This is a genomic window from Oceanobacillus sp. GQ8, assembly GCF_059758495.1.
Genome location: NZ_JCAXEV010000004.1, coordinates 119,254 through 145,142, shown reverse-complemented (window position 1 = coordinate 145,142; position 25,889 = coordinate 119,254). Strand labels below are relative to the sequence as shown.

Genomic DNA, 25,889 nt, shown 5'->3' with positions numbered 1-25,889 from the left:
AATTAGAGTTATTAAAGTTTCGCAATTAAACAATTTTACCCAGTTATTTAAAGAGACCGATATAGTACTGTAATGTAAGGAAGGTGCCAGTTAGTGGAACACTGAATCAAATGTATTTTTAACTATGAGACCTGTCCAATCTTTTTCTATCTATTTTCATATAGTGTTAGAAAGAAGGGAGGGTATTTATTATGTGTAGTTGCAGTTCCTGTCAAAAGCATCAAAGTCATGAATATGGGTGTCACAAAAAGCAAGGTCGTAATCATAACCAAGACAACTCTAGAAGAAATAGTTATTTTGATCATCCATGGTTTCACACTACTGCTTTTTGCTCTTGTCGAAAGAAAAAGTTTCATAGTTTTTGTCATAGAGATTACTAAACTATTAATTTATTGGCCTCTTATAGGAGGCTTCTTTTTTTGCCATTTTTCATTATCTTTAGTTCAATTCTTTATAAAGGAAAGCATATCGCTTTTAAATCAAATTATTTTGATATATGATGTGATTATAAATCAAGGTAATTTGATGTAAGGAGGTTAGAACATGGAGGTTAAAGATCTTAAGCTAAGTGATTATCAAGCGATCTTTAAAGCATTAGCTGATACGAAGCGGTTGGAGTTGCTTCAATTGTTGGCTGAATCACCAGAGGAATCCATTTGTGTTTGCGACTTAACCGATGCTTTCGATATGGCACAGTCAAAGCTTTCCTACCATTTGAAAATTCTTCTAGATGCTGAGTTGATTACGAAAGAGAAAAAGGGAACATGGAATTATTATGGGCTGAACCCGTCAATGTTGAACCATATACTATCAGAGGAGCTTTGTTGCTTATTCAGAGGTCCAGCAAAAAGTAGTGAAAATAGATGTTCAAATTAAATCAAAGGGGTGCGTATTATGAGTAAACAATTACCTGTCGTAATTATTGGTTCCGGTCCTGTCGGTTTAGCAGCCGCAGTACACTTAGTTGAATATAAAATACCTTTTAAAATTTTCGAAAAAGGCGAAACCGTTGGCAGTAACATCCTAGAATGGGAACATGTACAACTTTTTTCTCCTTGGGAGTACAATACGAATCAAGCAGCAATACAGTTATTGCAAGAATCTGGCTGGCAACATCCGGATAAAGATAAGTTACCAACAGGTAAAGAGTTAGTAGAGGAATATCTTCAACCATTATCGGAATTAAAAGTGATAAAAGATAATTTGCAATACAACGCAGAAGTTATTTCAGTTACAAAAGATGGTGCTGACAAATTAAAATCTGATAGCCGAAACGAGAGGCCGTTTGTAGTCCATTTTAGAAATGGAGCTTCTTTAGGCAAGACAAAAGCTTCAGCCGTTATAGATGCTAGTGGATCTTGGCAGAACCCTAATCCACCATATTCTGATGGTGTATGGCTTGATTCTCTAAGAGAATCAGTTCATACAAATATTCCAGCAGTACAGCAAAAACCAGAAATTTTTAAAAATAAGCATACTGTCGTAATCGGTGCTGGCCATTCCGCTTTAAACTCACTAATGAATCTCGCGGAGTTGAATGAAACTTATCCAGCCACAAAAATATCTTGGGTTTTAAGAAGAGAATCTCCTATATCTGCATTTGGAGGAGAGGATCAAGATCAGCTTGAAGCACGCGGTGCTTTAGGGGAAAGTGTACACAAGCTTGTACAACAAGGAATTGTAGATGTATTAGCTCCCTTTCATGTAGAGGATATTAAGTATAGTGGCTCTCACTATACACTTACCAGTAGAGAAGGTGAAGAGGTCTCCGTTGACGAACTCATCGTGAATACAGGTGCACGACCTGATTTTAGTTTTCTTCGTGAAATAAGATATGCGGTTGATCCGGTAGTTGAAAGTACACCGGCATTGGCACCTTTAATTGATCCAAACCTGCATAGCTGTGGAACAGTACGTCCTCATGGGGAAGAACAGTTAAGACACCCAGAAGCTAATTTCTATATAGCGGGCGTGAAATCGTATGGTAGAGCACCAACATTCTTAATGACAACAGGATACGAGCAGGTTAGATCCATCGTGGCATCCATTGCTGGAGATGTTCAAGCAGCAAAACAGGTGAGATTAAAATTGCCAGAAACAGGTGTTTGTAAGACGAATATTATTCCTACAAAGCAGCAGAATTGCTGTGATTGATAAGGTTATGTCATCCATTCAAGTGCGTGAGATGCATAGAAGTGATTGGGAACGTGTAAGGGACATTTACAAGATCGGGATTGAAGGTGGAATAGCTACCTTTGAAACCAAGGCTCCTAACTGGGAAGAATGGAACAAGAGTAAATTAACGTACGGTAGACTAGTTGCTGAAATAGAGGCTAATGTGGCAGGATGGATAGCACTAACTCCCTACTCTTCACGCCAAGTATATAAAGGTGTGGTTGAATTAGGTATATATGTAGATCCTGACTATCAAGGAAGAGGAATTGGTTCTGCATTAATTGAATCTTTACTAAAAATTTGTCAAAAAGAGGGAGTATGGACAATACAAGCAGGAGTTTTCCCTGAGAACATTGCAAGTTTGGCTTTACATCAAAAGTTTGGTTTTAATATAGTTGGCAGAAGAGAGAAAATTGCACAGTTACATGGGGAATGGAAAGATGTATTCCTGCTAGAAAAGAAAATATGAATTGCTTTAGTTTAAGTTAATGGAAGTAAGTTATTGGAGAATAACCGAACCTGCCTTTTCTACCTCAACCATAGTCCAATAAAGTACAGTATAACAATATGTACAGGGTAAAAAATATAAAAAAAATATTTTAGGCCTCTACCCTTTTTACCGTTATATAGTAATAGTAGTGGCAATGCAAAAATCATCATCCATTGGTATTCTCCGAATGGGAGTAAAACAGAAAGAATTGCTACCCTTAAAACTTTTACTTTTTGAATAACTATAAAAATAATTAGGCAGAACAACGAGTAACTAATTGTACTTTTTACTCTATCACCGCCCGACAAATAAAAAATTATTCCTAATACAATAAAGAGTATACTTCCTTCCATAAATATAACGTTACCAAATAATGAACCCAGAAATTGATAAGTTGGATTTACGTCTGCTGGGGCGAACAGTTTATATTCTTCAACGATGAAATAAAATGCAAAAGTAGAAAAGAATTGCCAAACAAATAGTAAAAAGATAGACTTTATTCTTTTATTTTCTATTAAAAAGATAACAAATGCAATGAAAAATAATGGAGCAAAGAAATTATTCATAATGTAATATTCATGGTTTTCAATAGTCCCCATTTTAAAAAGGAAATACAATTTTTGATTTATAGACAGGTTGAGGAAAGCCATGCCAACAGTAAAAGTATATAATCGAATAAGGTAATTTCTTTTATTCGATGTATTTTTGTAACCAATTACTATACAATAAATAAAAACAGGAGCAGCAATTCTTCCTATCCAACGATACCATTCAGGGGCATCCGGGATAAAATAACCGATATGGTCGATAAGCATTGCAATGAGTGCTACAATTTTTAATTTGGTATTCGTCATTATAAGACTCCTTTATACCTGACAGAATCATAAAATAAAACGCCAATATAAGATGGCGTTTTATTTATCTTATTATTAACCTAGCTCAAAGATAAAGTGCGGTTTACTATCTTTGCACATAACCTTCAAAATTACTAGGGGAATCGAACTTTAAAAAGTAGTCTTCTGAGTGATCTAATCGACTTGGATAAGCGTATCTTGTTGACCAGGCATTGACATAATACGTTTTTACTTTACTACTCCATAAAGTTCCTTTTTTATATAAATCAACTTTTAACTGATTGGATCTATGAAAGTTTTTAATCTGTATTTTATAAGAACTAAATCCAGTAAAATTTTTTATTGGTATATAAATTTGAAACATCAGCCTTACCAGCAAAAGTCATCCTTCCGCTGTTCACTATATTGTGAGAAGATCCAGGTTCGTAAAGTCCGAATGTTGAAAAAACAGCGTCTTCTGAATCTTCACTTACTGGTTCTTCAGTTGATACCCCGACATTCTCGGTTGTTGATTTTTGTTCACTCTCCCCATGCTTTACTTCATAGCTAGTCTCTGCTGAAGCTATACTAAATGAAGAAATAACCATAAATACAGCTAAAAATACTGCGGTCAATTTTTTCATTTTTTTAACTCCCTTATAAGTTCAATATAATCTTATCATCCAAATTTTTCTGTAGTTTTAAAATAATGTAAATTTAAGGTAAGGTTTCTGTAAAAGATAGCACTTTTTAAATCCACCTGTCCCTGGTCATCCATTTTTATTAATCAAATAATGCCACTCATTTGCTGAGTAGAGTTTTACAGTTTACTACGCGGTCATAATAGGAGATTATCATCCGATATATCAATTGGATTACCATTGTTAGCTTAGCTTCAATAGCAAAAATACCAATAACGCAACCTGACTATCTTATGTAATGTTAGCTTGTGTTCCATTTATTAAATATAAGGGAAATATATACTTAACTGCGTACAAAAAAATCAGTGGGAAAGGCCCCCCACTGATTCTAGATTATTTCATTATGTTTGATTATTGTGCCGTATACCCACCATCAACAGTAAGGCTGTTACCTGTCATATATGAAGAATCATCACTTGCCAAGAATAACACAGCTTTTGCCATTTCTTCTGATTTGCCAAGTCGTTTCATCGGTGTAATGGAGGATAATTCTTTTTTGCTTTCCTCTGGAATGATAGGTGTGTCAATAAAGCCTGGGCACAACGCATTAATGCGAATGTTTTTCTGTGCATACTCAAGAGCCAGGGAGCGTGTTAGATTAATAACCCCAGCTTTTGCAGCGTTGTATGCTGCACTTCCTGGTGAACCGACCCAGCCATACATAGAAGCAGTATTTACAATGGTACCGCCACCACTTTCAAGCATTCCGCGGATTGCTTCACGCGCTACTAAAAATACGCCGTCTAAGTCAACGTTTACTGTGTTTCTCCATTCACTGTAATCTAAATCATGAGATGAGTGGACACGGCCAATTCCCGCATTGTTGAATACGATGTCTACTTTACCGAACTTGGTAGTAGTTTCTTTAAAAACGTTTGCTACTTCTTCTTCACTTGTAATATTAGCTTTCACAAAAAGAGCTTCTGCACCTTGGGCTTGTAATTCTTCCTGGAATGCTTTTCCTTTTTCTTCATTTAAATCCACAAGTACAACTTTTGCACCTTCTGAAACAAATAATTTTGCTGTTGCTGCACCTATCCCGGATGCACCCCCAGTAATTATTGCTACTCTATCTTGTAGTTTACCCATAACAGATTCCTCCAGTATAATAGAAATATAGAATGTATTAATTTATTGTTTACAAATTAATTCTAGTCTCTTATTATTCCTTAACCAATCATTATTTTTTTGATAAGTGTTGAATTAATAGACATTTTTTATAAAAGTGTCTTTGTTTTGGAGGGTTTTAAATGGATGAAAAACTTGAAATGAAATCTCAGCGGAAAAATCGAACAAAGGAACATCTTAAGCAGTCCCTTATTGAACTGATTAAAGAAAAAGGATTTCATGCAGTGTCCGTAAAAGACATCGTGGACCATGCATCTTATAACCGAAGTACTTTTTATGTACATTATCAAGATAAGTTTGAGCTAACAGCTGACTTAATGGATACCATGCTTGATGGGCTAGAAGAATCAGTGGGCAAACCTTTTGTGACGGGTCGCACGGTATCGACAAAGAAACTAGATACCGAGTCTTTTAGCATTGTTTCTTATATATACGAAAACAGGCATTTTTTTGAGTTAATTAAATTTGACGATACGATACCAGGATTACATACCAGATTCCCACAGACCATTTTAAAAATTTATCAGGAAAAATTCACTTTTGAGACAGTCAATCATGTCCCTGTAGACATGGATTATTTCACACGCTATACTGCTTATGGTTTTTATGGGCTTCTTATTAATTGGATCCAACAAGGTTTTCAAGAGACAAAAGAAGAATTTATTAATGAAGTGATTAACTTAGCAAGAACACATATGGAAACCATTAAGTATGTCGGAAATGACTAAACTGAGGTATTTAGTTAAAAAGAATATTTCTTGTAAGTCTTTTTCTAACATCTACTAAACATCTTTAATTAATAAACTTACTTATGTGGTGAACTAAAATTCCTTTCCCAGTAACTACAATGGAAAGGAGTTTTTTGTGTAACTAAAAAAATCAAATCCTATATACAGAATATGAAACCATTGTTCAATGGTTCTCGTCTAAAGGCAAAATTATAGAAAGAGGTTGGAAAAGAGGGCAGCTATGGAAAGTTCAAAAGAGGAGATTTTAGAAGAAGTGATGATAGAACATGGGGGTGAATTGGTACGATTGGCATTTAACTATGTGAAAGATAACGAAACTGCCAAAGACATGGTGCAAAATACCTTTATCAAGTGTTATGAAAACCTGGATAATTTTCGTTCAGATTCTACAATAAAAACTTGGCTGTATAGAATCACAATTAACCAGTGCAAAGACTATTTAAGAAGCTGGCATTATAGAAAAGTACATGCAAGAAGTCTTGTGGGAAGTGCTTTTACCTCCTTGTTACCTTCCACAGAAGAGGAGGTAATCAAAGAGTCAGAACAAGAAGAAATGAAGAAATTAATTTTTTCTTTGCCAAGGAAATATCGGGAAGTTATCTTTCTATTTTACTATAAGTCTTTTTCACTTGGTGAAATATCAGAAATAACGGACCTCAATATCAATACTATTAAAACTAGGCTCAGTAGAGGGAGACAAAAATTAAAAAATTTAATGGAGGAGGCAACTATCTATGAAGGATAAAGATAAAAAGCAGCTATTTTCCTATTTGGATGATGAAGGTCTGACCTTTACTAAAGAAGACCGGGCCAAAACGTTAAATAAAATTCATAAAAAAGAGCGTGAAAAACAAAATAACACCAGCCAATCTAGGAGAATAAACCGTTTAGGACCTATATTGGGCAGTGTAGTAGTAATAATTTTAGCAATTGGTTTACTTATACCAACTCTCTATAGTCAAGAAAGCGCAGATCAACAACAAGCATCCCAACAAAATGACTTGTCATTTTCTGCTTTAGTAATAGGGGAGAATCCAGCAAGTCATAGAAGTGAATTTAACATTTTAATGACGTACAACAATAGCGACAAGAGTGTGAATCTAGTTCCAATACCTCGTGATGCATATGTTGAAATACTTAATGCAGAAGAAGATAGCCTAGAGAAAGATAAGTTAACGCATGCATATGCTTTTAGTCGATCACCTGAAGCAGTCTTAGCAACTGTATCGCACCTTTTCGATTTTCCTATTGATTATTATTCGGTAATCCAAACAGAAGAAATTAAGAAAACTTTAGGGATTAGTGAGGGTGTGGAAAGAAAAGAAGTTGTTAAAGAGGATCGTGTTGGAAAACTAATTAAAGAACAGTTATCGATCTCGCAATTTAAAGAACTAATTAACGGAAGTCAATCCAATATCCCAACTGAAATATTTAATAAATTTGATAATAATTTGGATTCCATTCAAGTGATTGATATGGAAGAGGGGATAGAGGAGAAGATAATTAACGGAATATACTACAAAGAGATAAATCAGAATGTGCTTGAGGAAATTTCTCAAAAGTTAAAGCAGCATTTGGGTGAATAGGGATGATATAGACTGTGTTAGGAAGGGGTGGAAAACTCTTCCTACACAGTTTATTTTTTGTGTTAAACTATACCATAAATAATTACGCTTTCATTTTGTTGACAGCAAAGAAATTAATATATGGAAGGAGGTTGCCAGATTGCTAAACTTACAAAAGGTGCGACCAGTAGAAGAAGATGTACTACAAAATATTATGCAGTTTTATATTTATGAATTTAGTAAATACATTCCTACTATTAGTTTGGGGGCAAATGGGCAATACGATCCGTTTAACTTAAAAAAATACTGGGATAATGATAATTTTCATGCTTTTTTTGTAAAGTTAGAGGATGAGCTGATAGGGTTCGTTCTGATAGAAAGTTCAAAAGTGTCAAGTCCGAATACAATTAAAGAGTTTTTTATAATGGCTAAACATAGTGGGAAAGGATACGGGAAAGAAATTGCCTCAAAACTATTCAACATGTTTCCCGGGTTTTGGAAAATTACTCAAATAGAAAATAACAAGTCTGCACATACATTTTGGCATAAAGTGGTTAAGGAATTTACTAATGGTAATTTTATGGAGTTTTTGAAAGATGGGAAGTTTACTCAAGAGTTTAATACTCTACGACAATAGTTAAACTTTTTTAAAGCAAGAGCACTTATTCCATCAGAGCAAAAGTTTAGTAAGAGAAAGGAAAATAAAAATATGGAGCAGAAGATACTTCGTTTTCTCATGAAACGTATCAGGAAAATTTCAAGAATATTAAATCAGTAACAAACGAAATGTTTAGGTGTACTACAAATGATGGTGATTACTTCGCAAAGGTAACCAATTATAAAAGTTATGAGGAACAGTTAGAGAAAATTAATTATACAAACTTCCTGTTTAAAGAAGGATTAGGGGTTTCTCCCGGAATACTTTCTTCAAATAATAAGTTCGTAGAAAAAGTAACACTTCAAAACAAGGAAGTATTAGTCGCCCTTTATAAAGCAGCTCCAGGAATACATTTACCAAGAAAACAATGGAATGCCACTGTTTTAAAAGAATTAGGTCGGCAAATAGGGAAATTACATCGTCTTTCGAAACAATTTGAAGAAATATATTCACCAAAATATATTAAAGATTGGCATGAAAATGAGGAGGACGCCTTTCTCAAGTATATTCCTAAAGAAGAATACTCGATCAGATCGATTGCGGAAGAGGTTTTAACTACTATAAAAGAGCTGCCAAAAAATGATTCGGATTTTGGGTTACTACATGGGGACTTGTGGCTTGAAAACATACTGGTTGATGATGGATTGAAAATGACTATGATCGACTTCCAGGATTGTGAGAAACATTTTTATCTATATGATTTAGCGGTTCCGATATATAGTGCCCTAGAGTATTCCTTTGTTGGTGGAGATAACATAGTTGACTATGCAGAAAATATAACAAAGGCAATATTAGATGGCTATCATGAAGAAAATGAATTAGCTCAAGGAATGTTAGAACATCTTCCCCTATTTATTAAATTAAAAGAAGTGTTTGAGTACAGCTTAATGCATATGTACTGGGATATAGAAAACCTAACTGAAGATCAGATAAGAATAATAAATCATTTTAGGATAAGAATTGAACGAAAACATTCCCTTCTAAGTAATAAAACAAATTTTAACGGAGGGCTTATATGGAAATAACTCAAACGAAGGATTTTAACTTAGTTGCCAAATTAAACAAGCCAGTCCATGATCTACATTATTCACTCTATCCGAATTACTTTAAGGAATATGACTACAAAGCAGTTAAAGAAGAATTTAAAAAACTAATGGAAAAGAAGCAATTTGTTTTCTTGCTAGTAGAAGATAATCAACAAGCAGTTGGTTATGCTTGGATAGAAATGAAAGAATATCCGGAAAGCGCCTTTAAAAAAAGTTATAAAGTTGTTTATGTACACCAAATCAGTATACTTTCTACACAAAGGAAAAAGGGTTTTGGTACCAACTTAATGAATTACATATATAAGTTAGCAAGTGAACAAGGCATAGATAAAGTCGAGTTAGATTACTGGGTGGACAACATAACTGCAAAGGATTTTTATGATAAGCAGGGCTTTGTTAAGTATCGGGAAGTTGTATATAAGCAACTATAATCTTCATCGTACGAAGAGGTTAAGCTATTTATTTCTAGATTATTCTCTTAATAAAAGGTTATTGCTCCGCATTGTAGAAATAAATAAAGATAACTTAGATGGGGGTTAAAATATGAATAGACTAAATTTAGTAACGCTTGGTACGAGAGATATTGTAAAATCCCATAATTTCTTCAAGGAAATAGGATTTGAGACTTCAATTATGGGTCCTGAATCTGATCCAGCTATCATCTTTTTTAGAAATGAGGGATCTAGGATTGCATTATATCCTCTTGAAGAACTTGCTAAGGATATAAATAATGAAAACCCGCCAGCTTTGTCAGATGGTTTCCCAGGTATAACATTGGCATATAACGCCAAATCAATGGGAGAAGTTGATAAAGTTTTTAAAAGGGCAGAGTTAGCTGGTGCTAAAATTATTAAAGAACCTAAAGAAACAGATTGGGGCGGTTATAGTGGTTACTTTACTGATCTGGATGGCTATTTCTGGGAAGTAGCATACGGAGAAGACTGGGAATTTGATGAATCTAATATGTTGGTTATAGATTAAGAAATGGACCAGGGCTTTTCATTTCCCTTAATCAAAGGTGGGTTGAAGGATTCATGACACATAAAGACGTTGATCAACAAAGTGAACTGCAGTTGAGGGTATTAGGGGAAATACGTACAATTTGTAAGATGATTGAAATCAATTTCTGGTTACGTGGAGGTTGGGCAATTGACTTTTTGCTCGGTAAAATTACGCGTCTACACGAAGATATTGATTTAATAACGTGGGTTCATCATCGCGAACATTTAGAAGATGAACTTGTAAAAGCGGGATATCAGAAGGTTTACCTTAGAGAGGAGTTTCGTGATAGGCAATCTGATTTTCGAAAAGGTAATGTAGAGTTATCATTTTGCTATATATCCCGTTTGAAAGATGGGGAAATTGTGCTAAATGGATTACCTGAATGGGTTTGGCGAGAAGATTCTTTGTCCTTGGAAACCTATACATTGAAAGGCGTTTCTTCTCGTGTTTTGAACCCAAGACAACTTTTAGAGGAGAAAGAAGTTTATGAAGGGATAGGTCGGCCATATCGTCAAAAGGACACTATAAGTAAGAAAATGTTAACCGAAATAATAAGGGATACCATGGTATAGATATATTTATTTATAGCGAATGCATTACGCAATTAGATACTTTGTTGGATATTGAAACACAAAGCTGTTTAACCCATTTATGATTTCCTTTTAGAGTAAAAAGAAGCTAAAAATAATGAAATTCCAAGACAAAAGAAGGATAAAGATAGGAATTGCTCTTTTAATATAATTGCATTGTTAAGATTTTGAAAAAATAAAATTGTCCCAAGTACAAAAAATAAAATTCCTAAACCAACGTTTATCCTTCCGAATAGAGTTAGATTTTTCACCGGTTATATCTCCTTTTCTTTAATAGGTTATAAATCCATTTAGTATCCTTACATACGTAATTGATGGTTTCACGCTAAGAGCTTTTTCTACGACTTAAAAAGTGCATTTTAGAGATGGGAGAGATTTAGTGATACGATTAGCGCAGCAATCTGACGCGGAAGCGATTATGGATATAAAGAAGGAAATTATTCTATTAGAAAAGACATCAAAGTTTTTCATAACATCTCCAAACGAGTTACCAGATGACATTAACTTAGAAAAAGAGAGAATACAAGAAAGTCGTGAAAAAAATAATCTTTTTGCAGTTTATGAAGTAGAAAGGGCAGTTGTAGGTTTCATGGTCTTTAAACGTTACGATCTTACTCGTTTACATCATGCTGGTTCGTTAGGGATGGGGATTAGAAATGCATATACCAATCAAGGGATTGGTACGAAACTCTTGGAGTACCTTATTAACTGGGCGAAAAAGCAGAAAGGGTTAGAAAAAATTTGCCTTGGAGTTACTTCATCCAACCAAAGAGCAATTCATGTTTACAAGCATATAGGTTTTATAGAAGAAGGTATTCAGAGAAAACAAATTAAGTATGAAGATGGGACCTATGGAGATGACATATTAATGGCTTATTATATTTAATAGTGTTGCTGCTAGTTGATCAGTTTTACCAAATCAAAAACTCCAGCAATATAGAAAAGAAAGGAGAATACTCATTGAGCGAATGGAAGGAACTAACACAGGATTCAAAATTAAGATGGGAGAAGAATGCGGAGCATTGGGATGATTATATGGGGGAAGAGAGTAATCGATTTCACCGGGAACTTATCAGACCCTCTACTGAAAAATTATTAAAGGTAAAAGAAGGGCAAACGATATTAGATATTGCCTGTGGGAATGGAAACTTTTCAAGAAGGCTAGCACAATTAGGTGCAAAAGTAGTTGCGGTGGATTATAGTTCCAAGATGGTCGAACGAGCAAAAAAGCGGTCTAGGGAATATCTAGCCCAGATTGAATACCGTGTTTTGGATGCTACGAGTTATGAAGAATTAAATGAACTAGGGCATCAAAAGTACGATAACGCCGTAGCCAACATGGCATTGATGGATATTGCTGACATTAACCCGTTGATAGAATCATTGCATAAGATGTTAAAGCCAAATGGGGTCTTTGTCTTTTCTATTACACATCCAAGTTTTCAAACGCCAGGAGTAAGAACGATTCATGAGTCGGAAGATATTAACGGCGAAATCGTTTCTAGAAATAGTATCCAATTATTTAAGTATCTTACTCCAGAAGCCTATGAAGCTATAGGAATAAAAGGGCAAGATACACCGCATTACATGTTTCATAGACCTATGACGTACTATACGAAGTTATTTTTCAAAGCTGGATTTGTATTAGATGGATTAGAAGAACCAAGTTTTAAAATAGAAAAGGGAGATAGTCAATTTGAATGGAATGAGATTCCTCCTGTCGCTATATTTCGTTTTAGAAAAGTGACTGAATGATGGACAAACTAATCCAAGAAATCGTACATTGGGTTCATAATTCAGATAAAAAGCTAATTATTGGGATTTCGGGCCATGGAGCCGCTGGAAAGACTACATTCACTCAAAGGTTGATGGAAAAAATAGATTGCGAGATAAATTATCTAAATACAGACCCATATATAGTGAGTTCTAGTTTGAGAAAGTATGCAGTGATTGACTATGCGGAAAAAGGGACCTTACATCGGTTTAAAATGACAGCCTGCCATCCCGCAGCACACCATGTATCTTCCTTAGAAAGAGATGTACGTATGCTAAAGGGAAATATGGATATTCGGACGCTTGGCACTCCTTATTCTGAGGCTGAAGTCCTTCCTTCGCAAAGAAAATTAACTGTAGTAGAAGGTATGAGTGTTGCGTTTGCAAATCCTGAATTGTTTGATCTTCTCATTTACTTTTATACAGATTCTGAGACAGAGCTTGAGAGAAGACTCGTACGAGATATTAAGGAAAGAGGAATAGATATTGCTTATCTAAAGCAATCGCATAATGAGCGACGTATTCAGTATGAACTATTTATGCACCCATACCGTAGTCATTTTGACATAATCATTAAAAGCTCAAAGGATACATTTAAGATAAAAAAGACGTGGAAAAAGCAGTTATGAAATAACACTTCACCAATCAATCTTGATGAGATTGAGGGAATGGAAAGAACATATAGCTGAAACATACTAAGAATTTTGTTAAAATTTTAATTAATACAATAAGAGAGGGGTCATTGAATGAGAGACAACCTATATATTCGGCCAGTAGAGAAAGAAGACTTAGAATTCATTCATAAAATGCGAATAAATCCTGATGTAATGGATTACTGGTTCTCAGAGCCTTATACTACACTGGAAAAGTTAAAGAAAAACTATGAGCAGCAGCAAGATAATGAAGCATTTAGACAGTTTATTCTTTATCATTCTAATGAAAGAATCGGTTATCTTGGTCTCTACGGTATTAATTTCCGTCATCGTTTCGCGCAATTTGCTATTATGATCGATCCAGATCATCAAGGTAAAGGATATGCAACAGATGCCACAAAATTAATGGCGGACTATTGCTTTAACCAATTAAATCTACGTAAACTATCTTTACAGGTCATTAAGGTTAATGAAAAAGCCATACATATTTATAAAAAAGTAGGTTTCCAAGTTGAAGGGGAACAAAAAAATCATTATTTTGTTAATGGCAGTTATCAAGATGCATATACGATGAGTGTATTACGTGAAGAGTATGTGAATCAGCGAAGTTATTAATATTTTGGGGCTAGAGTAGGAATTGAAAATTAAACATTAGTACCATGAAAAAAGGAAGGATCAAGGCTTTTTACTTGGTCCTTCCTTTATGATTTATAGAGTAGAAACTTCATTTTATTATATAAAGTTAGTCACTGAGGGAATTGTGCAGCCTGCCTATTCTGTAACAAAGTTCTCTGTATAATACGGTCTATTATTTTCACCAAAGGATACGCCTACAGCGAGGGTTTCGTAGTTTTCCTGTAATATATTTTCCCTATGTCCAATTGAATTCATTAAGCCTTCATGGGCAAAAATACTGCTAGGTTGGCCAGTAGCAAGGTTCTCCCCTGCGGTTCGAAAAGCAATGTCATCCTCGTCCATACGATCGAATGGGGATTGGCCATCTAGGTTTGTATGACTAAAGTAATTGTTTTCTGCCATATCTGAACTGTGTTTCTCTGCAGTTTTTTGTAAAGGTTCGTTCCACTCCAATACAGGGAGCCCGTGAACAACTCTAACGGCATTTGTCAGATCAAATAGTTGGTATTCCATACCTTCTTTTAATTCACCATCTGGATTTGTATAATATGCGTTCTTTTGTTGTTCGAGCTCTTCACTAATAATTTGTACAGCAGTGACGGTGTTATTCTCATGCTTATCATAAAAGATGGTCACGTAATTTTCGTCAATCAGAAAAGTGTCATATTCCTCGTCGCTTTGAATTTGATATCGAACAGCACCTTTTCTTATTGCGGTAAGTGGATCTCCAAGCGCAGATAATACAGACTCACGGTTACTGTCAAAAGCAATGCCCTCTTCAGAGGTAAGTAAGTCCTGATTCGTATATAATCCGGCAACCTTTCCCTCTTCATCGAAAGCCGCCATAAAGAAGTTATGGTAATTCTCATGATATGACAACCACTCGACCCCATATTCATTAACGGTAGATCGCTGTGGTTCTTCGGTAATCTCTTCGACTTTGGATCGATCATCTCCTATTTCTACATTGTGTATGGAAAATGATTGTTCCTCTGGAGCTTCTAAATGGGGCTTCTCAGCTCCAGGTTCTGAAGATTGTGGTGCCTCTTGTTCTCCCTTAATATTCCCAACTAGATCCTGAAATCCTTGATTGATCGATTCTATAGTGGCAATGACAGTGGGATCTTGTCTTATGTTATTTATATCGGTGGAGATTTCTTCATATACACCGGAAAAGCCAGAATGCTGAAAATCTTCCCCGTAAAAATGCCAAAATCCCCACGCTATAAGCAATAAGGCTATAATATTTCGTAATTTAGGCATATATATTCACATCCTGAGCAAAGTTCAAATTTAACAAATGTATTAAGTACCATCAGTATGAACAAAAGAGCAACATATTAGAAGTAATTTGTTTTTTAAAACCTAGTACATTGTAATTGATGTTTCCCTTTTTTTCTACTATTTAAAGCAAGTCTTCAATGGTTAATGAAAAGTCAGGGGGAGTTTTTAAAAAACTTTATAAAGAAGTAAAAAGGATGACGATAACTGGAAGAGTTTGTAAAGGGACTTGTTGGATTTGTTAATTACGAATTAAAGTAGGGACGGTAACATAAGGCACATCTAACTTAATTGTTAAAATAAGAAAAACGGCTAACCGCTATTATCCGCATTCTGTTGTATGAATGGATAATATGTTCCACATAATACCACAATATAGGTGTGCAAGAAATAAGGATGCACCTAAACCAATATTGTAAGGAGGATTAAGATGGGTATTTTAAGTGGTAATCCACAAGAAGAACCGATGCATTATGGTGAAGTGTTCAGTTCATGGGAATATCTAATGGTTTTGAACAAGACAATAGCAGATCATCAGATGTTAATGAACCATGTCGGAGATGGGGACTTAAAGAAGCTTCTTAAGGAGGCAGTTGAACAAGCCCAGCAAGAGGCAAAGCAAGTTTCTGAAGTACTTACGCAAAACGGTGTGGGACTTCCTCCAGCTGCTCCAGAGCCACCAAGTGTAGATTTGGAAGACATTCCAGTTGGAGCGCGCTTTCAGGATCTTGATGTGGCAGCAGCAGCTTCTGCAAAGGTGGCAGCGGGACTTGTAGCCTGCAGTCAGATAATGGGTACTTCGATTCGTGAAGACATCGTCATGATGTTTGGACAATTTCACATTAATAAAGCAGCATTAGGTGGGAAGTTTTTAAAGCTAACAAAGGAAAAAGGATGGCTCGTTCCACCACCACTCCACCATGCTTCGAAAAGTGACTAATTCTTAAGTTTCAAGGCCTTCACGTCATTGTGAGGGCTTCTTTTTTGCCATTCAGCTAAAACTTAAATAGCCATTTGCCCAAAAGCGGACCCTATACTAAAATATATAGGTATATAGAGAACAGGGGAAAGGATTTTTAGATGAAGAAAAAGATCGGATTTATTGGCAGTGGAAATATGGCGGAAGCGATTATTGGAGGAATGGTGAAGGCAGGTCATCTACCTGAACAAATTGTTGCCTCAAATCGGAGTTGGGATAAACTGCAGCTACTTGAAGAAACGTACGGGATTCAAACAGTGGAAAGCAATCAAGATATTGCAACTCTATGTGAAATTGTCTTTCTTTCTGTTACACCAGATAAGTATCCTGCCGTGATTGAAGAAATTAGGGATCGTATTCAGGATGAAACAATTGTCATTCTTATTGCTGGAGGACAGGGCATTGCAGAGAATGAAGCGCGATTTGGAAGAAAAGTGAAGTTAGTAAAAGCAATGCCAAACACTCCAGTCCTTGTGGGGGAAGGTCTGACAAGTCTTAGCTTTAATACCTTTATAAATGATGAGGAGAAGCAGGAGGTTGTTGAATTATTTAATAGCATTGGAAAAGCAGAAGTGATTGAGGAGAAGTTGATGGATACAGCTAGTGCAGTTGGAGGCTCATCTCCTGCATTTATTTATATGTACATAGAGGCATTAGCAGATGCCGCAGTATTATATGGGATGCCGAGAGAGAAGGCGTACAATATTGCAGCACAAGCTACCTTAGGCGCAGCAAAAATGGTATTGGAAACAGGCGAGCATCCAGCTAAATTGAAGGATGAGGTATGTTCTCCTAATGGCACCACCATACAATCTGTAGCTAGCTTGGAAACAAGCGGTTTTCGGGATGCTATAATTCAGGCAGTTAGGTCTAATATGGAAAAAATGGGACACTAAAACTCCCCCTCTCATTCATCCAATTTATGGTATTCTTTATGAAGAGGCTTTAACATGCTGGAGAGGTGATAACGGGGATGCAGTATTCGTATGCTGGAAAACGTGAAGTTTTAGTCTGTTTGTCAATTCTTTTTTTTATGAGTACAGTTAGGGATATTAATATTTTTGGATGGTTCTCATATTTTTCAATCCTTTTTACAGCCTTTATATTCGCAAGTGCTTTTATTCGTTATTCTTGCAACATTGACGAGGAGTCTATTATTTATCACATCATGTGGATGGGGCTTACCCTCTATAAAAAACGAGTGACACCAAACCAAATAAGCCAAATAAAGTTTAAACGATATGGTTGGGCATCAAAGGGGGCAGTTGTCCACACGCATAAGGGTTTTAACATCCGGCTTATCGATTTTATACCAGTAAAGCTATATGAAGATTTAGGTGATTTTTCTGATAAGCATGCAATTCCTTATAAAAAGTCAAAGGATTATCAAATACTCGAAAAATTAGGTCGGGATAGAAAAAAACAAATATCTGAATAAAAAGTATTGAAAGAGCCTGTGTGAATATACGGGCTCTTTTTTACTGTTTTTTTCCTTTACAAGAATTTCACATTAAATAAACTCCTCATTAATATTTGAAATTTATAATTAAATAGACAACTGTAAATGGAGGGAAGAGAATGAAGAAAAAAAGGGTACATAGTTTTTTGGCAGCAGTTACAGCTACATTCTTATTTGGTTCAACCTTGTTACAACCAAGCTCAATTGCACTTGCAGCAGTAGACCTACCGGATGGAAAGAAAACAGATCAAAGTGGAGAGGCAGTTAGCATGGACAAGCCTGCTGAGAATGAAGACACCACCAAACCATCATTAGATACAACCTCTATAACTTTTCAACATGAACAACCTCCTAGTATTACAGACGCTAAAAATCATGACATAACAGTCAGTATTCCCAACGTAGAGAATGCCCAATTATATTACAAATCAACTGAATACTCTCAGCCAGTGCGAGTAGAGATGACTAAGACGGAGGGAGATACTTTCACAGCCTCCATTTCAGCAGCCGCTTTTTGGGCTGAAGATATTGCTTATTGGTTTACAGCGTCCAATGATGGGAACAAAGCCGAATCGGATGTCTATACTGCCAAAATAGACAAGCAGGTGGATAGAGAGGGCAGTTTTGCGTCAAATCTTTTCATTACAGAAGCCAATCTGAATGAGGAACCATTTATAGAAATCTACAATAATACAGACCAGTCATTAGCACTTAAAGATTTTCAGCTTTTCATAGGGAATGAAGAAGTCCTTTTTCCTGAAGAAGCCAACATATCTCCACAGAAAACAGTAGTTGTCTGGTTTGCCGGCAGTGATGCGGAAATTAGTACTTTTAATAACTATTACGGAACAAACCTGGAGAAGAAGGATATATTTATTGTTAACACACCTATTACTTCACGTGATGTCCAGTTAAAACTTATGGATAAGCAATCAACGAAAACTATAAGCCAAGTAAATTATTCTACTAGTAATGATGCAACAAGTCAGCTTTTTTATTATAGCAACGCGGAAATGAAGGATGGGGGAGCAACAGAAATTGCTACTCCTGGATTATGGATAGCAGATCAAGTTCCTGTCCAACCACTTATAATCCAATCACTAGAAGGTGCAGATAAAGCAAACGAGTCAGAAGATGAGAATTCGGAACAGGAAGCTAAGTCTTCAACGGTGGAAGAGAAACCAGAACAGGATGAAAAACAATCCCAATCTGTAACACAAGCAACTGAGCAGGTAATTGAACATCAGAATATAACAAAGATTGACGGGAAACTAGACTTAACAATTGAAGCAACGATTGAAGAAGCTGCTGAAGTTAGAATAGCTTACCAGACTGGGAAAGGAATGGAAGAAAAGGAACTTCAACTTACAAACGAAGGAGAGTCCGACCAATATACGGTAACAATTCCTAAGCAACAACTGTGGTCGCCAAATTTCAGTTATCGTATAGTAGCAACTATGAATGACGGTGCTACTTACAGTCTTCCAGAATCTGGGCAATATGAGGCAGAGGTTACGGTAGAAGGCGAGACAAATGCACAGGAAGTTCCAGGAATCCTCATTACAGAGATTACACCAGATACAGAGAATGTAAATGGAGCCGATGCGTTTGAGTTTATCGAAGTCTATAATAATTCCACACAACCTATTAATATGCAAGATTATCAGGTTAATTACCGATACCCGACAAATACAACAGATCAAGTTTGGAACCTTACTGACGATAAGGTTATTCAGCCACAAGAAAGCTTTATAGTCTGGATAAAAAATAGTGGAAACAAAGCATTGGGTTTAGCCGATTTTAACGACTATTACGGATTGGGTATGAAAGAAAGCCATGTTACAGAGGTTCAAAGTGAAGGAATGGCTAACGGAAGTGAGCGCACACTTGTCATTGCGGATAAATTCTCAAATGAGCTAGTTTCTGCTACGTACAATGAGGATGGAGATGATACCAAACCAGATCAAGGTATAGTTTATTCCTATCCGCACCAGGGCAATGCGATGACAAAAGCAGGGATTGGTGAAACCATAACACCTCTTTCCATTATTAATGGACAAGCTCCAGAAACGCCAGTTTTAGTAGATGAAGAGGAAGCCGCCAAGCCTGTAATAGAGAGACCAAATTTCTCTATAACGGACGAGACGATTACATTGGACGTACGCATTACGTCTGAGCAGGAAATTCTAGGTGCCAATTTATCTGTACAGCAAAGTGATGAGACAGATTATGAAACATGGAGCATGGAAGCATCCGAATCTGATATGTCAGTTTATACGGTGGCCATACCGCGGGAAGAAATTTGGAGTAATCGTGTTAGCTTTTTTATCACCGCAGCAAACCAGGTTGGTGAGACGAGTACAGAACCAGTTAAAATAGATGTACCTAGTGAGCCTATCAATTATCAAGAAGTTCCTTCAATACTCATTACCGAAGTGGTACCTGATACAGCAAATGAAAATGGAGCAGATGGCTATGAGTTTATTGAAGTTTATAACAATACAACCGAAACAGTAGACTTTAATGATTATATAATACGATACCGTTACCCCAATGTTGGTGCGGAAGGTGACTTACTTTGGGGTCCTCAAGATAGTCAACAGGTGTCGATCCCATCTGGAGAATCTGTTGTTTTCTGGGTTATAAACCAAGGGAATGCAAATAAAGGTCAGGAAGATTTTAATGCTAACTTTAACAGCGAACTTATAGAAGGAGAAAATTTATTTAAAATATACAATAATGGAATGGCTAATGGCAGTGAACGTACTTTAGTTGTAGCTACCAAAACGGGCACTGAACTTTCCTATGCTAAGTACAATGATGAAGCTGGGGTGGATGATACAGCCCCTGATAAAGGAATTTTCTATCGTTATCCAACAGACGGGGGATTATATTCTACTAAAATTAGCGCTGGAAAGTGGGAGGCAACGCCGGGTGTTGTAATACCTGAGCAGGTACCTACTGAAAAAGTGCAGCTTCCAGTAGATACAGAAAGTCCAGTAGTGGAAAATACTACTACATCGGAAGCCATAACATCTGAGGAGCCTGTAATACTTTCTGCTAAAGTAACGGACCAGATTGATGTTAAATCTGTGTTCCTCTATTATCGTGCAGATGAAAAAGACGATTTCCGAAAGATAAGCCTTGAAAGACAAGGTAGTAATCATTATGCACATATGGTTTATGAACCGGAATTGATCGGCAAATCAGCGTTAGAGTATTATTTTGTTGCTAGTGATGGGAAGAATAAGACAACAACCGAAACAAACAAGCTTCCAATTGAGAATCCTAACATTGAAGAAGGGCTTCGTCTCAATGTTGAGGACGGAACATTATTATCAGGAGAACACACAATTAAAGCAACAACTGATGAATATAGCTCACAAACTGATCTGTATATAGATGGTCAACACGTTACAGATACGTTTATGGCAATGGAAACAGAAGCCTATTTTGCTTTCGATGTAACAGAAACAAACATCTATTTCAAAAATGGTGTGACAATGGGTGACGAAATCCTGGAAGTTTTTGATGACACGTATAATAGTTTTACAACGTTAACAATTCCTGTTTCTGCGGAAAGGTTGCAGGTTGGAGACAATACCATTACGATTCGTGCAGGTAACAAGGTAGGTCCATTTGATGAAACTTCTCAAGAAAACAGGGATGACTTCACTATTAAAAACATTAGGCTTGTACTTTCGGATGGTACAACCATTTATGATCCAAACTACGCTGATCCAAACAGAAACTATCCAATTGGAGATAGTCCAGGTAAGGATCCAATCTATGACTTTACTTTTATGCTTGGGGAAGAGCAGTTTACCTCCACAGCTTATCTTTTTGATACTAATAGCGTAGAAGATGGCGAGCATAACATTAAAGCTATTAACAAAGAAGATGAAGTAGAAGCAACTGTAGTGATAGATAACACGAGCCCAGTGCTTGAACCTACTATTGTAGAAGGGAAGAGTTATAAGGGTGATTTTGTTATCAACACTGATGCCACCGATGCAGGAAGTGAAGTAGACGAGATTACCGCCCAATTGGATGGTAAGTACATTTCCCTGCCATATGAAACGTCGTCTGCTTTATTAGATTCTGGTGAACACCAAGTTATCTTCCAGGCAACGGATGCTGCCGGAAATACCACAGAGGAAAAAATCAACTTTAAAGTGGTTGAGGAGCATCCACTTCTACCTGACTGGCTTTCGAATGATCCAGATAGCACTAAGGCGAATTTATCCGTAACGGTTAATGATCCTACCGAGGACACAATGGACGTTGCCTTTTACAAGGCATATCAATATACGGCTGAAGATTCTAACCTAGTTATCTCTGAAAATGCTACGGATACAGAGCCACCAAATGGCTACTTACCAGAAGGAGAAGTGCGTCTTAGCGAGAAACAAAGAGAAGCATTGAAAAAATTAGACGGGAATGAACTGTCAACAGAGTCAGATTTGCAATTTCCTTATCATCGTTTTGATGTAACAGTTGATGAAAATGTCGATGAAAATGATGAAATTGAAGTTGTGTGGGATGGCTCTTCCCTTCCAGGTCGAAAGGTAACCATGTACGCATGGAATTATGCGACAGATAACTGGGACGCGTTAACTTCCAAAATAGCTGGCGAAGAGGCATTTCAGTTGATTGGCTCTGTGAGCGGAACGGAATACGTGCAGGACCAAAAAGTCAGCGTAATTGTCCAGGATCAAATCGCTGATATCGGGGAGAATTTCAGTTTTGTTTGGATGGCTGATACGCAGTACTACTCAGAAAGCTATCCATATATATATGAGAAACAGGTAAACTGGATTGCAGAAAACCAACAGGAACACAATATAGAATATGTATTTCATTCTGGTGATTTAGTTAACGTCCATGACGATTTTGAACAATGGGATGTAGCGGATCGATCCATGAAAGTACTAGATGACGCTGATATTCCTTACGGTGTAGTAGCTGGTAACCATGACGTTAATAATAAAGAACGTTATTACGAGAATTACTCCCAGTTCTTTGGTGAATCTCGATTTGCAGACAAATCGTATTATGGGGAGTCCTTCCAAGATAACCGTGGTCACTATGATTTAATTTCCGTAAATGGAATGGACTTTATTATGGTGCATCTTGGTTGGGGCATAGAAGAAGAGGGAATTGATTGGTTAAATGAGGTGTTACAAGCACATCCGAACCGTAAAGCGATTCTCAATGTACACGAATATTTACTTGCTACAGGGAATAGGAGCCCTACAGGTGACTTGCTATTTGAGGAAGTTGTCCTAAAAAATGATAATGTATTTGCTGTATTGTGTGGACACTACCATAATGCCCAAACATTAATTGATGAAATCGATGACAATGGGGATGGAAATCCAGATCGTACGGTATATCAAATGCTTGCCGACTATCAGGGAGGTCCTGAAGGTGGACAAGGATATATGAGACTAATAAATTTCAATATGGAAGAAAATAAAATTGATGTACAAACCTATTCTCCTTACCTTGATGATTATAATTATTACAATTCAGAAGAATTCCCTGGCAAAGATGAATTTTCTTTCAACTTTGACTTAGCAGCCCAAACGAAAAAAGTTGCAACAGATTATGTTGAGGTGAATGTGTACACAGATGAGCTAATTGGAAATGTTACGGATGTGCCAAGTGGTGAAACAGCCTCCGTGACCTGGGATGAATTGGATCCAAATAGTGAGTACTTCTGGTATGTAGAAGCAACAGATCAATATGGTGGTAAGCAACGTTCGGACATTTGGAATTTCCTCACAGTGGATGGGGTGATAGTAGAACCGGAAAATCCAGAAAACCCACAAGATCCGAGTGAGGGTGATGATGGGAATACTGGAAAAGACGAAGAGAAGCCTGGAGAAACAGAGGACCCTGGAAATCAGGAAGATCCGAATGTAGAAAATCCTTCTGCTGATAACGATCATGATGATAAAAAAGATGAAGATGAACAGCCAAAAGATCAAAATTTATCTGATGATCATCCGACCATAGAGAACACAACCCACCATGATGGTAAAACTGGTGGATCTGCTTTGCCAAAAACGGCTACGACAATGTATCATTATCTTCTATTAGGGGCTATCACTCTTTTAAGCGGAATTGGTATTTGGATGGTTTCTTATTACCGCAAAAAGTACTTGATCGGAGATGTAAATTAAGAAGGTATAGGCTTGTCTTTTATAACCGTAGCCCTTTGAGGGTTGCGGTTTTTTCTTTTAAAAGGCTTCCATTTTTATTTTTTGTTTAACAAATGTTTTATTATCTTTGCAGGATTGCTCTAGTACGACATTAGATATCCAATTAGTATAAGGGAGATGATTCTTATAGTGTATCTATCCAATTATCAATAATCTTGGTATGATAAAAATAGAGGGGGGACATTATGAGGAAGCAATTCGTTTACTTATTCATTGCAGTACTGGTTTTCTTCGGTATAAGCCAGGCGACAATATTGGTGCAACATTTACAGCAATCTGCTTCCTCAGAGGAGACAGTTTCAGCATTTAAAGATGTGCAACAGATAGAAATTGCCCACATCACAAATGGAGTTGTCTCTTCAGATGTTGATAAAGCAGATCATCCCCCTTCACTGCCACTATTCTTAACAAGAGCAATTCCAAGGGTTAAGCTCTTAACAACAGAATTGCTTTACCCTGATAGACCAAGATATACGTGGCACATCCATATAAAAAAATACCATTCCAATTACCTCTCCTAGTTCTTCTTATTTCTTGTCAGAAAATAAGAAGAGAAGAGGAAACGATAGATGAAGCAAACAGACAAACCATATTGGAGAGAGACAGTTGACTGCTTTCTCTCCATTGCGATATATATGACACTATTTTTTAGTTCCTTCGTTATAGGTGGCCATTTAACCGGAACAGACTGGCTTGGTTATTTCGACCATTTCACATGGGCATTAAACACAGAGTTTTTTAAAGATCTCATACAGTCTTGGAAATAAAAAGGAAGACCCGGAAATTTAAATTCCGGGTCTTCCTTATTTGTTAGGTTCGAGTCATGGACGAAACTTTCATCTCACTTATTCGTATTAATCGTTAAACACCATTGAAAGGAGTGGGAATATGAGGACGTTTGTAAAAATAAGTATAGGAGTGTTATTTATAATCGGAATGGCAGCTTGTAGTAATAAGGAAGGCAATTCGGATAAAGTAGAGGAGAAGGATGAGACAATGACAGAAGCCATAGCAGCAGTAGATTTCCCAAAGCAATTTCTTTCAGGTAATTATGAGCGGATCTATAACCAGTTTAGTGAGTCTTTTAAAAATGAAGTGTCATTGGAGGAGTTTATAGGAATCGGAGAGCAGTTTAATGATGGAGTGGAAAGCTATGCTTTAATTTCTGAAATGAGTCTACCAGAAGTGGTGGAATATCAATGGATTAGCGAAAAAGACAAAAAGGGAATCAGGGCTTATTTTAGTGAAGACCTAACAATTGAGGGGTTACAAGTATTAAACATTACAGCAAACTTAGAAAGTGATGAAGTATATACAAAGAACACCTACCACATGCCAATCAACGAACCATGGTTTACCTTTTGGGGTGGCACAAACGAGCTCGTTAACTACCATTATGCACATGAACCTCAGCGCTATGCCTATGACCTGCTGATGAAAGAGGGGAATAGCACCTTTGAAGGTGATTCCACGGCAAATGAAAACTACTTTGCATTCGGAAAGGATGTAGTAGCACCTCTAGAAGGTGTGGTAATTTCAGTGGAAAATGGGGTTGCAGAGAATACTCCTGGTGTTGACACAAATACTGAACAGCCTGCCGGGAATCATGTAATCATCAAGCATGAGAATAATGAATATAGTGTGCTAGCGCATTTCAAGAAAGATAGTGTTGTAGTCAAAGAAGGACAGGAAGTAAATGCCGGAGAATTGCTTGGTTTAGCCGGAAATTCTGGAAATTCAAGTGAGCCACATATTCATTTCCATGTTACCGACAGTGCTGAATGGGAAAATGCTACCTCTCTCCGCATTAAATTGAATGTTGAGGAGCCTATCCGTGGGGAAGTAATTGAAGGTTTTTAAGTTAATAGCTTTATTAAAACCTTCCAATCGGGAGGTTTTTATTTGGTGCTGTCGGTCTCCGTTGTGAAACATTATGAAACTTTT

At 36.6% G+C, this 25,889-nt stretch carries 25 protein-coding genes and 1 pseudogene; 22 read left to right on the top strand and 4 right to left on the bottom strand.

The features are described 5' to 3' along the window. Positions 1 to 543 precede the first annotated feature (543 nt). The 3 genes from AC6CHS_RS13130 to AC6CHS_RS13120 are packed head-to-tail and all read left to right on the top strand — an operon-like array spanning position 544 to position 2,644. Positions 544 to 876 (top strand): ArsR/SmtB family transcription factor, encoded by a 333-nt coding sequence (locus tag AC6CHS_RS13130; protein ID WP_498236748.1) that lies wholly within the window; start codon positions 544 to 546, stop codon positions 874 to 876. A gap of 18 nt (positions 877 to 894) precedes the next feature. Continuing rightward, positions 895 to 2,154 (top strand): NAD(P)-binding domain-containing protein, encoded by a 1,260-nt coding sequence (locus tag AC6CHS_RS13125; protein ID WP_498236746.1) that lies wholly within the window; start codon positions 895 to 897, stop codon positions 2,152 to 2,154. 7 nt (positions 2,155 to 2,161) lie between these two features. Continuing rightward, on the top strand, positions 2,162 to 2,644 hold the full coding sequence (locus AC6CHS_RS13120) for a GNAT family N-acetyltransferase (protein WP_498236744.1): 483 nt from the start codon (positions 2,162 to 2,164) through the stop codon (positions 2,642 to 2,644). Positions 2,645 to 2,703: 59 nt separating this feature from the next. Here AC6CHS_RS13120 and AC6CHS_RS13115 read toward each other — a convergent pair whose 3' ends face one another. From AC6CHS_RS13115 to AC6CHS_RS13105, 3 genes are all read right to left on the bottom strand, one after another. Then, the gene (locus AC6CHS_RS13115; protein WP_498236742.1) at positions 2,704 to 3,519 is read right to left on the bottom strand and encodes a TraX family protein; all 816 of its coding nucleotides are present in this window, start codon (positions 3,517 to 3,519) and stop codon (positions 2,704 to 2,706) included. A 320-nt stretch (positions 3,520 to 3,839) separates the two neighbouring features. Beyond that, positions 3,840 to 4,142 carry a hypothetical protein gene (locus AC6CHS_RS13110; RefSeq protein ID WP_498236740.1) on the bottom strand — a complete coding sequence of 101 codons (303 nt, stop codon included), beginning with the start codon at positions 4,140 to 4,142 and terminating at the stop codon, positions 3,840 to 3,842. 408 nt (positions 4,143 to 4,550) lie between these two features. Further along, positions 4,551 to 5,288: an SDR family NAD(P)-dependent oxidoreductase gene (locus tag AC6CHS_RS13105; protein ID WP_498236739.1), complete on the bottom strand. Its 738-nt coding sequence runs from the start codon at positions 5,286 to 5,288 to the stop codon at positions 4,551 to 4,553. A 161-nt stretch (positions 5,289 to 5,449) separates the two neighbouring features. Here AC6CHS_RS13105 and AC6CHS_RS13100 point away from each other — a divergent pair, with 161 nt between their 5' ends. The 12 genes and pseudogenes from AC6CHS_RS13100 to AC6CHS_RS13045 all read left to right on the top strand — a co-directional run bounded on the left by AC6CHS_RS13100 (position 5,450) and on the right by AC6CHS_RS13045 (position 13,978). After that, on the top strand, positions 5,450 to 6,055 hold the full coding sequence (locus AC6CHS_RS13100) for a TetR/AcrR family transcriptional regulator (RefSeq protein ID WP_498236737.1): 606 nt from the start codon (positions 5,450 to 5,452) through the stop codon (positions 6,053 to 6,055). A 241-nt stretch (positions 6,056 to 6,296) separates the two neighbouring features. Further along, a complete protein-coding gene (locus AC6CHS_RS13095; RefSeq protein WP_498236735.1) occupies positions 6,297 to 6,821 on the top strand; it encodes a sigma-70 family RNA polymerase sigma factor in 525 nt (174 codons plus the stop codon). Beyond that, the gene (locus tag AC6CHS_RS13090) at positions 6,811 to 7,662 is read left to right on the top strand and encodes an LCP family glycopolymer transferase (protein WP_498236733.1); all 852 of its coding nucleotides are present in this window, start codon (positions 6,811 to 6,813) and stop codon (positions 7,660 to 7,662) included. The genes AC6CHS_RS13095 and AC6CHS_RS13090 overlap by 11 nt, the downstream gene beginning before the upstream one ends. Positions 7,663 to 7,801: 139 nt before the next feature. After that, the gene (locus AC6CHS_RS13085) at positions 7,802 to 8,278 is read left to right on the top strand and encodes a GNAT family N-acetyltransferase (protein ID WP_498236731.1); all 477 of its coding nucleotides are present in this window, start codon (positions 7,802 to 7,804) and stop codon (positions 8,276 to 8,278) included. Positions 8,279 to 8,350: 72 nt separating this feature from the next. After that, positions 8,351 to 9,324 (top strand): annotated as a pseudogene (locus AC6CHS_RS13080) (phosphotransferase enzyme family protein). Continuing rightward, on the top strand, positions 9,315 to 9,776 hold the full coding sequence (locus AC6CHS_RS13075; RefSeq protein ID WP_498236729.1) for a GNAT family N-acetyltransferase: 462 nt from the start codon (positions 9,315 to 9,317) through the stop codon (positions 9,774 to 9,776). The pseudogene AC6CHS_RS13080 and the gene AC6CHS_RS13075 overlap by 10 nt, the downstream one beginning before the upstream one ends. A 112-nt stretch (positions 9,777 to 9,888) precedes the next feature. Next, positions 9,889 to 10,326 carry a VOC family protein gene (locus AC6CHS_RS13070; protein WP_498236727.1) on the top strand — a complete coding sequence of 146 codons (438 nt, stop codon included), beginning with the start codon at positions 9,889 to 9,891 and terminating at the stop codon, positions 10,324 to 10,326. Positions 10,327 to 10,379: 53 nt separating this feature from the next. After that, a complete protein-coding gene (locus AC6CHS_RS13065; RefSeq protein ID WP_498236725.1) occupies positions 10,380 to 10,919 on the top strand; it encodes a nucleotidyltransferase domain-containing protein in 540 nt (179 codons plus the stop codon). 397 nt (positions 10,920 to 11,316) lie between these two features. After that, positions 11,317 to 11,823 (top strand): GNAT family N-acetyltransferase, encoded by a 507-nt coding sequence (locus tag AC6CHS_RS13060; RefSeq protein ID WP_498236723.1) that lies wholly within the window; start codon positions 11,317 to 11,319, stop codon positions 11,821 to 11,823. Positions 11,824 to 11,897: 74 nt separating this feature from the next. Beyond that, positions 11,898 to 12,692 carry a class I SAM-dependent methyltransferase gene (locus AC6CHS_RS13055; protein ID WP_498236722.1) on the top strand — a complete coding sequence of 265 codons (795 nt, stop codon included), beginning with the start codon at positions 11,898 to 11,900 and terminating at the stop codon, positions 12,690 to 12,692. Next, positions 12,692 to 13,339, top strand: a complete 648-nt coding sequence (locus AC6CHS_RS13050; RefSeq protein WP_498236720.1) for a uridine kinase family protein — start codon at positions 12,692 to 12,694, stop codon at positions 13,337 to 13,339. Before AC6CHS_RS13055 ends, AC6CHS_RS13050 begins: the two co-directional genes overlap by 1 nt. A 117-nt stretch (positions 13,340 to 13,456) precedes the next feature. Further along, positions 13,457 to 13,978: a GNAT family N-acetyltransferase gene (locus AC6CHS_RS13045; protein WP_498236719.1), complete on the top strand. Its 522-nt coding sequence runs from the start codon at positions 13,457 to 13,459 to the stop codon at positions 13,976 to 13,978. Between the two features lie 156 nt (positions 13,979 to 14,134). On the opposite strand, the gene AC6CHS_RS13040 is transcribed toward AC6CHS_RS13045, so the two are convergent. Beyond that, a complete protein-coding gene (locus AC6CHS_RS13040) occupies positions 14,135 to 15,262 on the bottom strand; it encodes a CAP domain-containing protein (RefSeq protein WP_498236718.1) in 1,128 nt (375 codons plus the stop codon). A 448-nt stretch (positions 15,263 to 15,710) separates the two neighbouring features. Between AC6CHS_RS13040 and AC6CHS_RS13035 the strand changes: the two genes are divergently transcribed. The 7 genes from AC6CHS_RS13035 to AC6CHS_RS13005 all read left to right on the top strand — a co-directional run bounded on the left by AC6CHS_RS13035 (position 15,711) and on the right by AC6CHS_RS13005 (position 25,805). Then, entirely contained in the window at positions 15,711 to 16,220 is a 510-nt protein-coding gene (locus tag AC6CHS_RS13035; RefSeq protein ID WP_498236716.1) for a DUF3231 family protein, read from the top strand. A gap of 140 nt (positions 16,221 to 16,360) precedes the next feature. Beyond that, complete coding sequence (gene proC, locus AC6CHS_RS13030) at positions 16,361 to 17,155, top strand: pyrroline-5-carboxylate reductase (RefSeq protein ID WP_498236714.1); 795 nt, start codon at positions 16,361 to 16,363, stop codon at positions 17,153 to 17,155. Positions 17,156 to 17,292: 137 nt separating this feature from the next. Further along, a complete protein-coding gene (locus AC6CHS_RS13025; protein WP_498236713.1) occupies positions 17,293 to 17,697 on the top strand; it encodes a hypothetical protein in 405 nt (134 codons plus the stop codon). A 140-nt stretch (positions 17,698 to 17,837) separates the two neighbouring features. Further along, complete coding sequence (locus AC6CHS_RS13020) at positions 17,838 to 23,906, top strand: lamin tail domain-containing protein (RefSeq protein ID WP_498236711.1); 6,069 nt, start codon at positions 17,838 to 17,840, stop codon at positions 23,904 to 23,906. A 224-nt stretch (positions 23,907 to 24,130) separates the two neighbouring features. Further along, on the top strand, positions 24,131 to 24,466 hold the full coding sequence (locus tag AC6CHS_RS13015; RefSeq protein ID WP_498236709.1) for a hypothetical protein: 336 nt from the start codon (positions 24,131 to 24,133) through the stop codon (positions 24,464 to 24,466). Between the two features lie 48 nt (positions 24,467 to 24,514). Continuing rightward, on the top strand, positions 24,515 to 24,712 hold the full coding sequence (locus AC6CHS_RS13010; RefSeq protein ID WP_498236707.1) for a hypothetical protein: 198 nt from the start codon (positions 24,515 to 24,517) through the stop codon (positions 24,710 to 24,712). A gap of 121 nt (positions 24,713 to 24,833) precedes the next feature. Further along, positions 24,834 to 25,805, top strand: coding sequence for a peptidoglycan DD-metalloendopeptidase family protein (locus tag AC6CHS_RS13005; protein WP_498236705.1), 972 nt, complete (start codon positions 24,834 to 24,836; stop codon positions 25,803 to 25,805). The last annotated feature ends 84 nt before the right edge of the window (positions 25,806 to 25,889 follow it).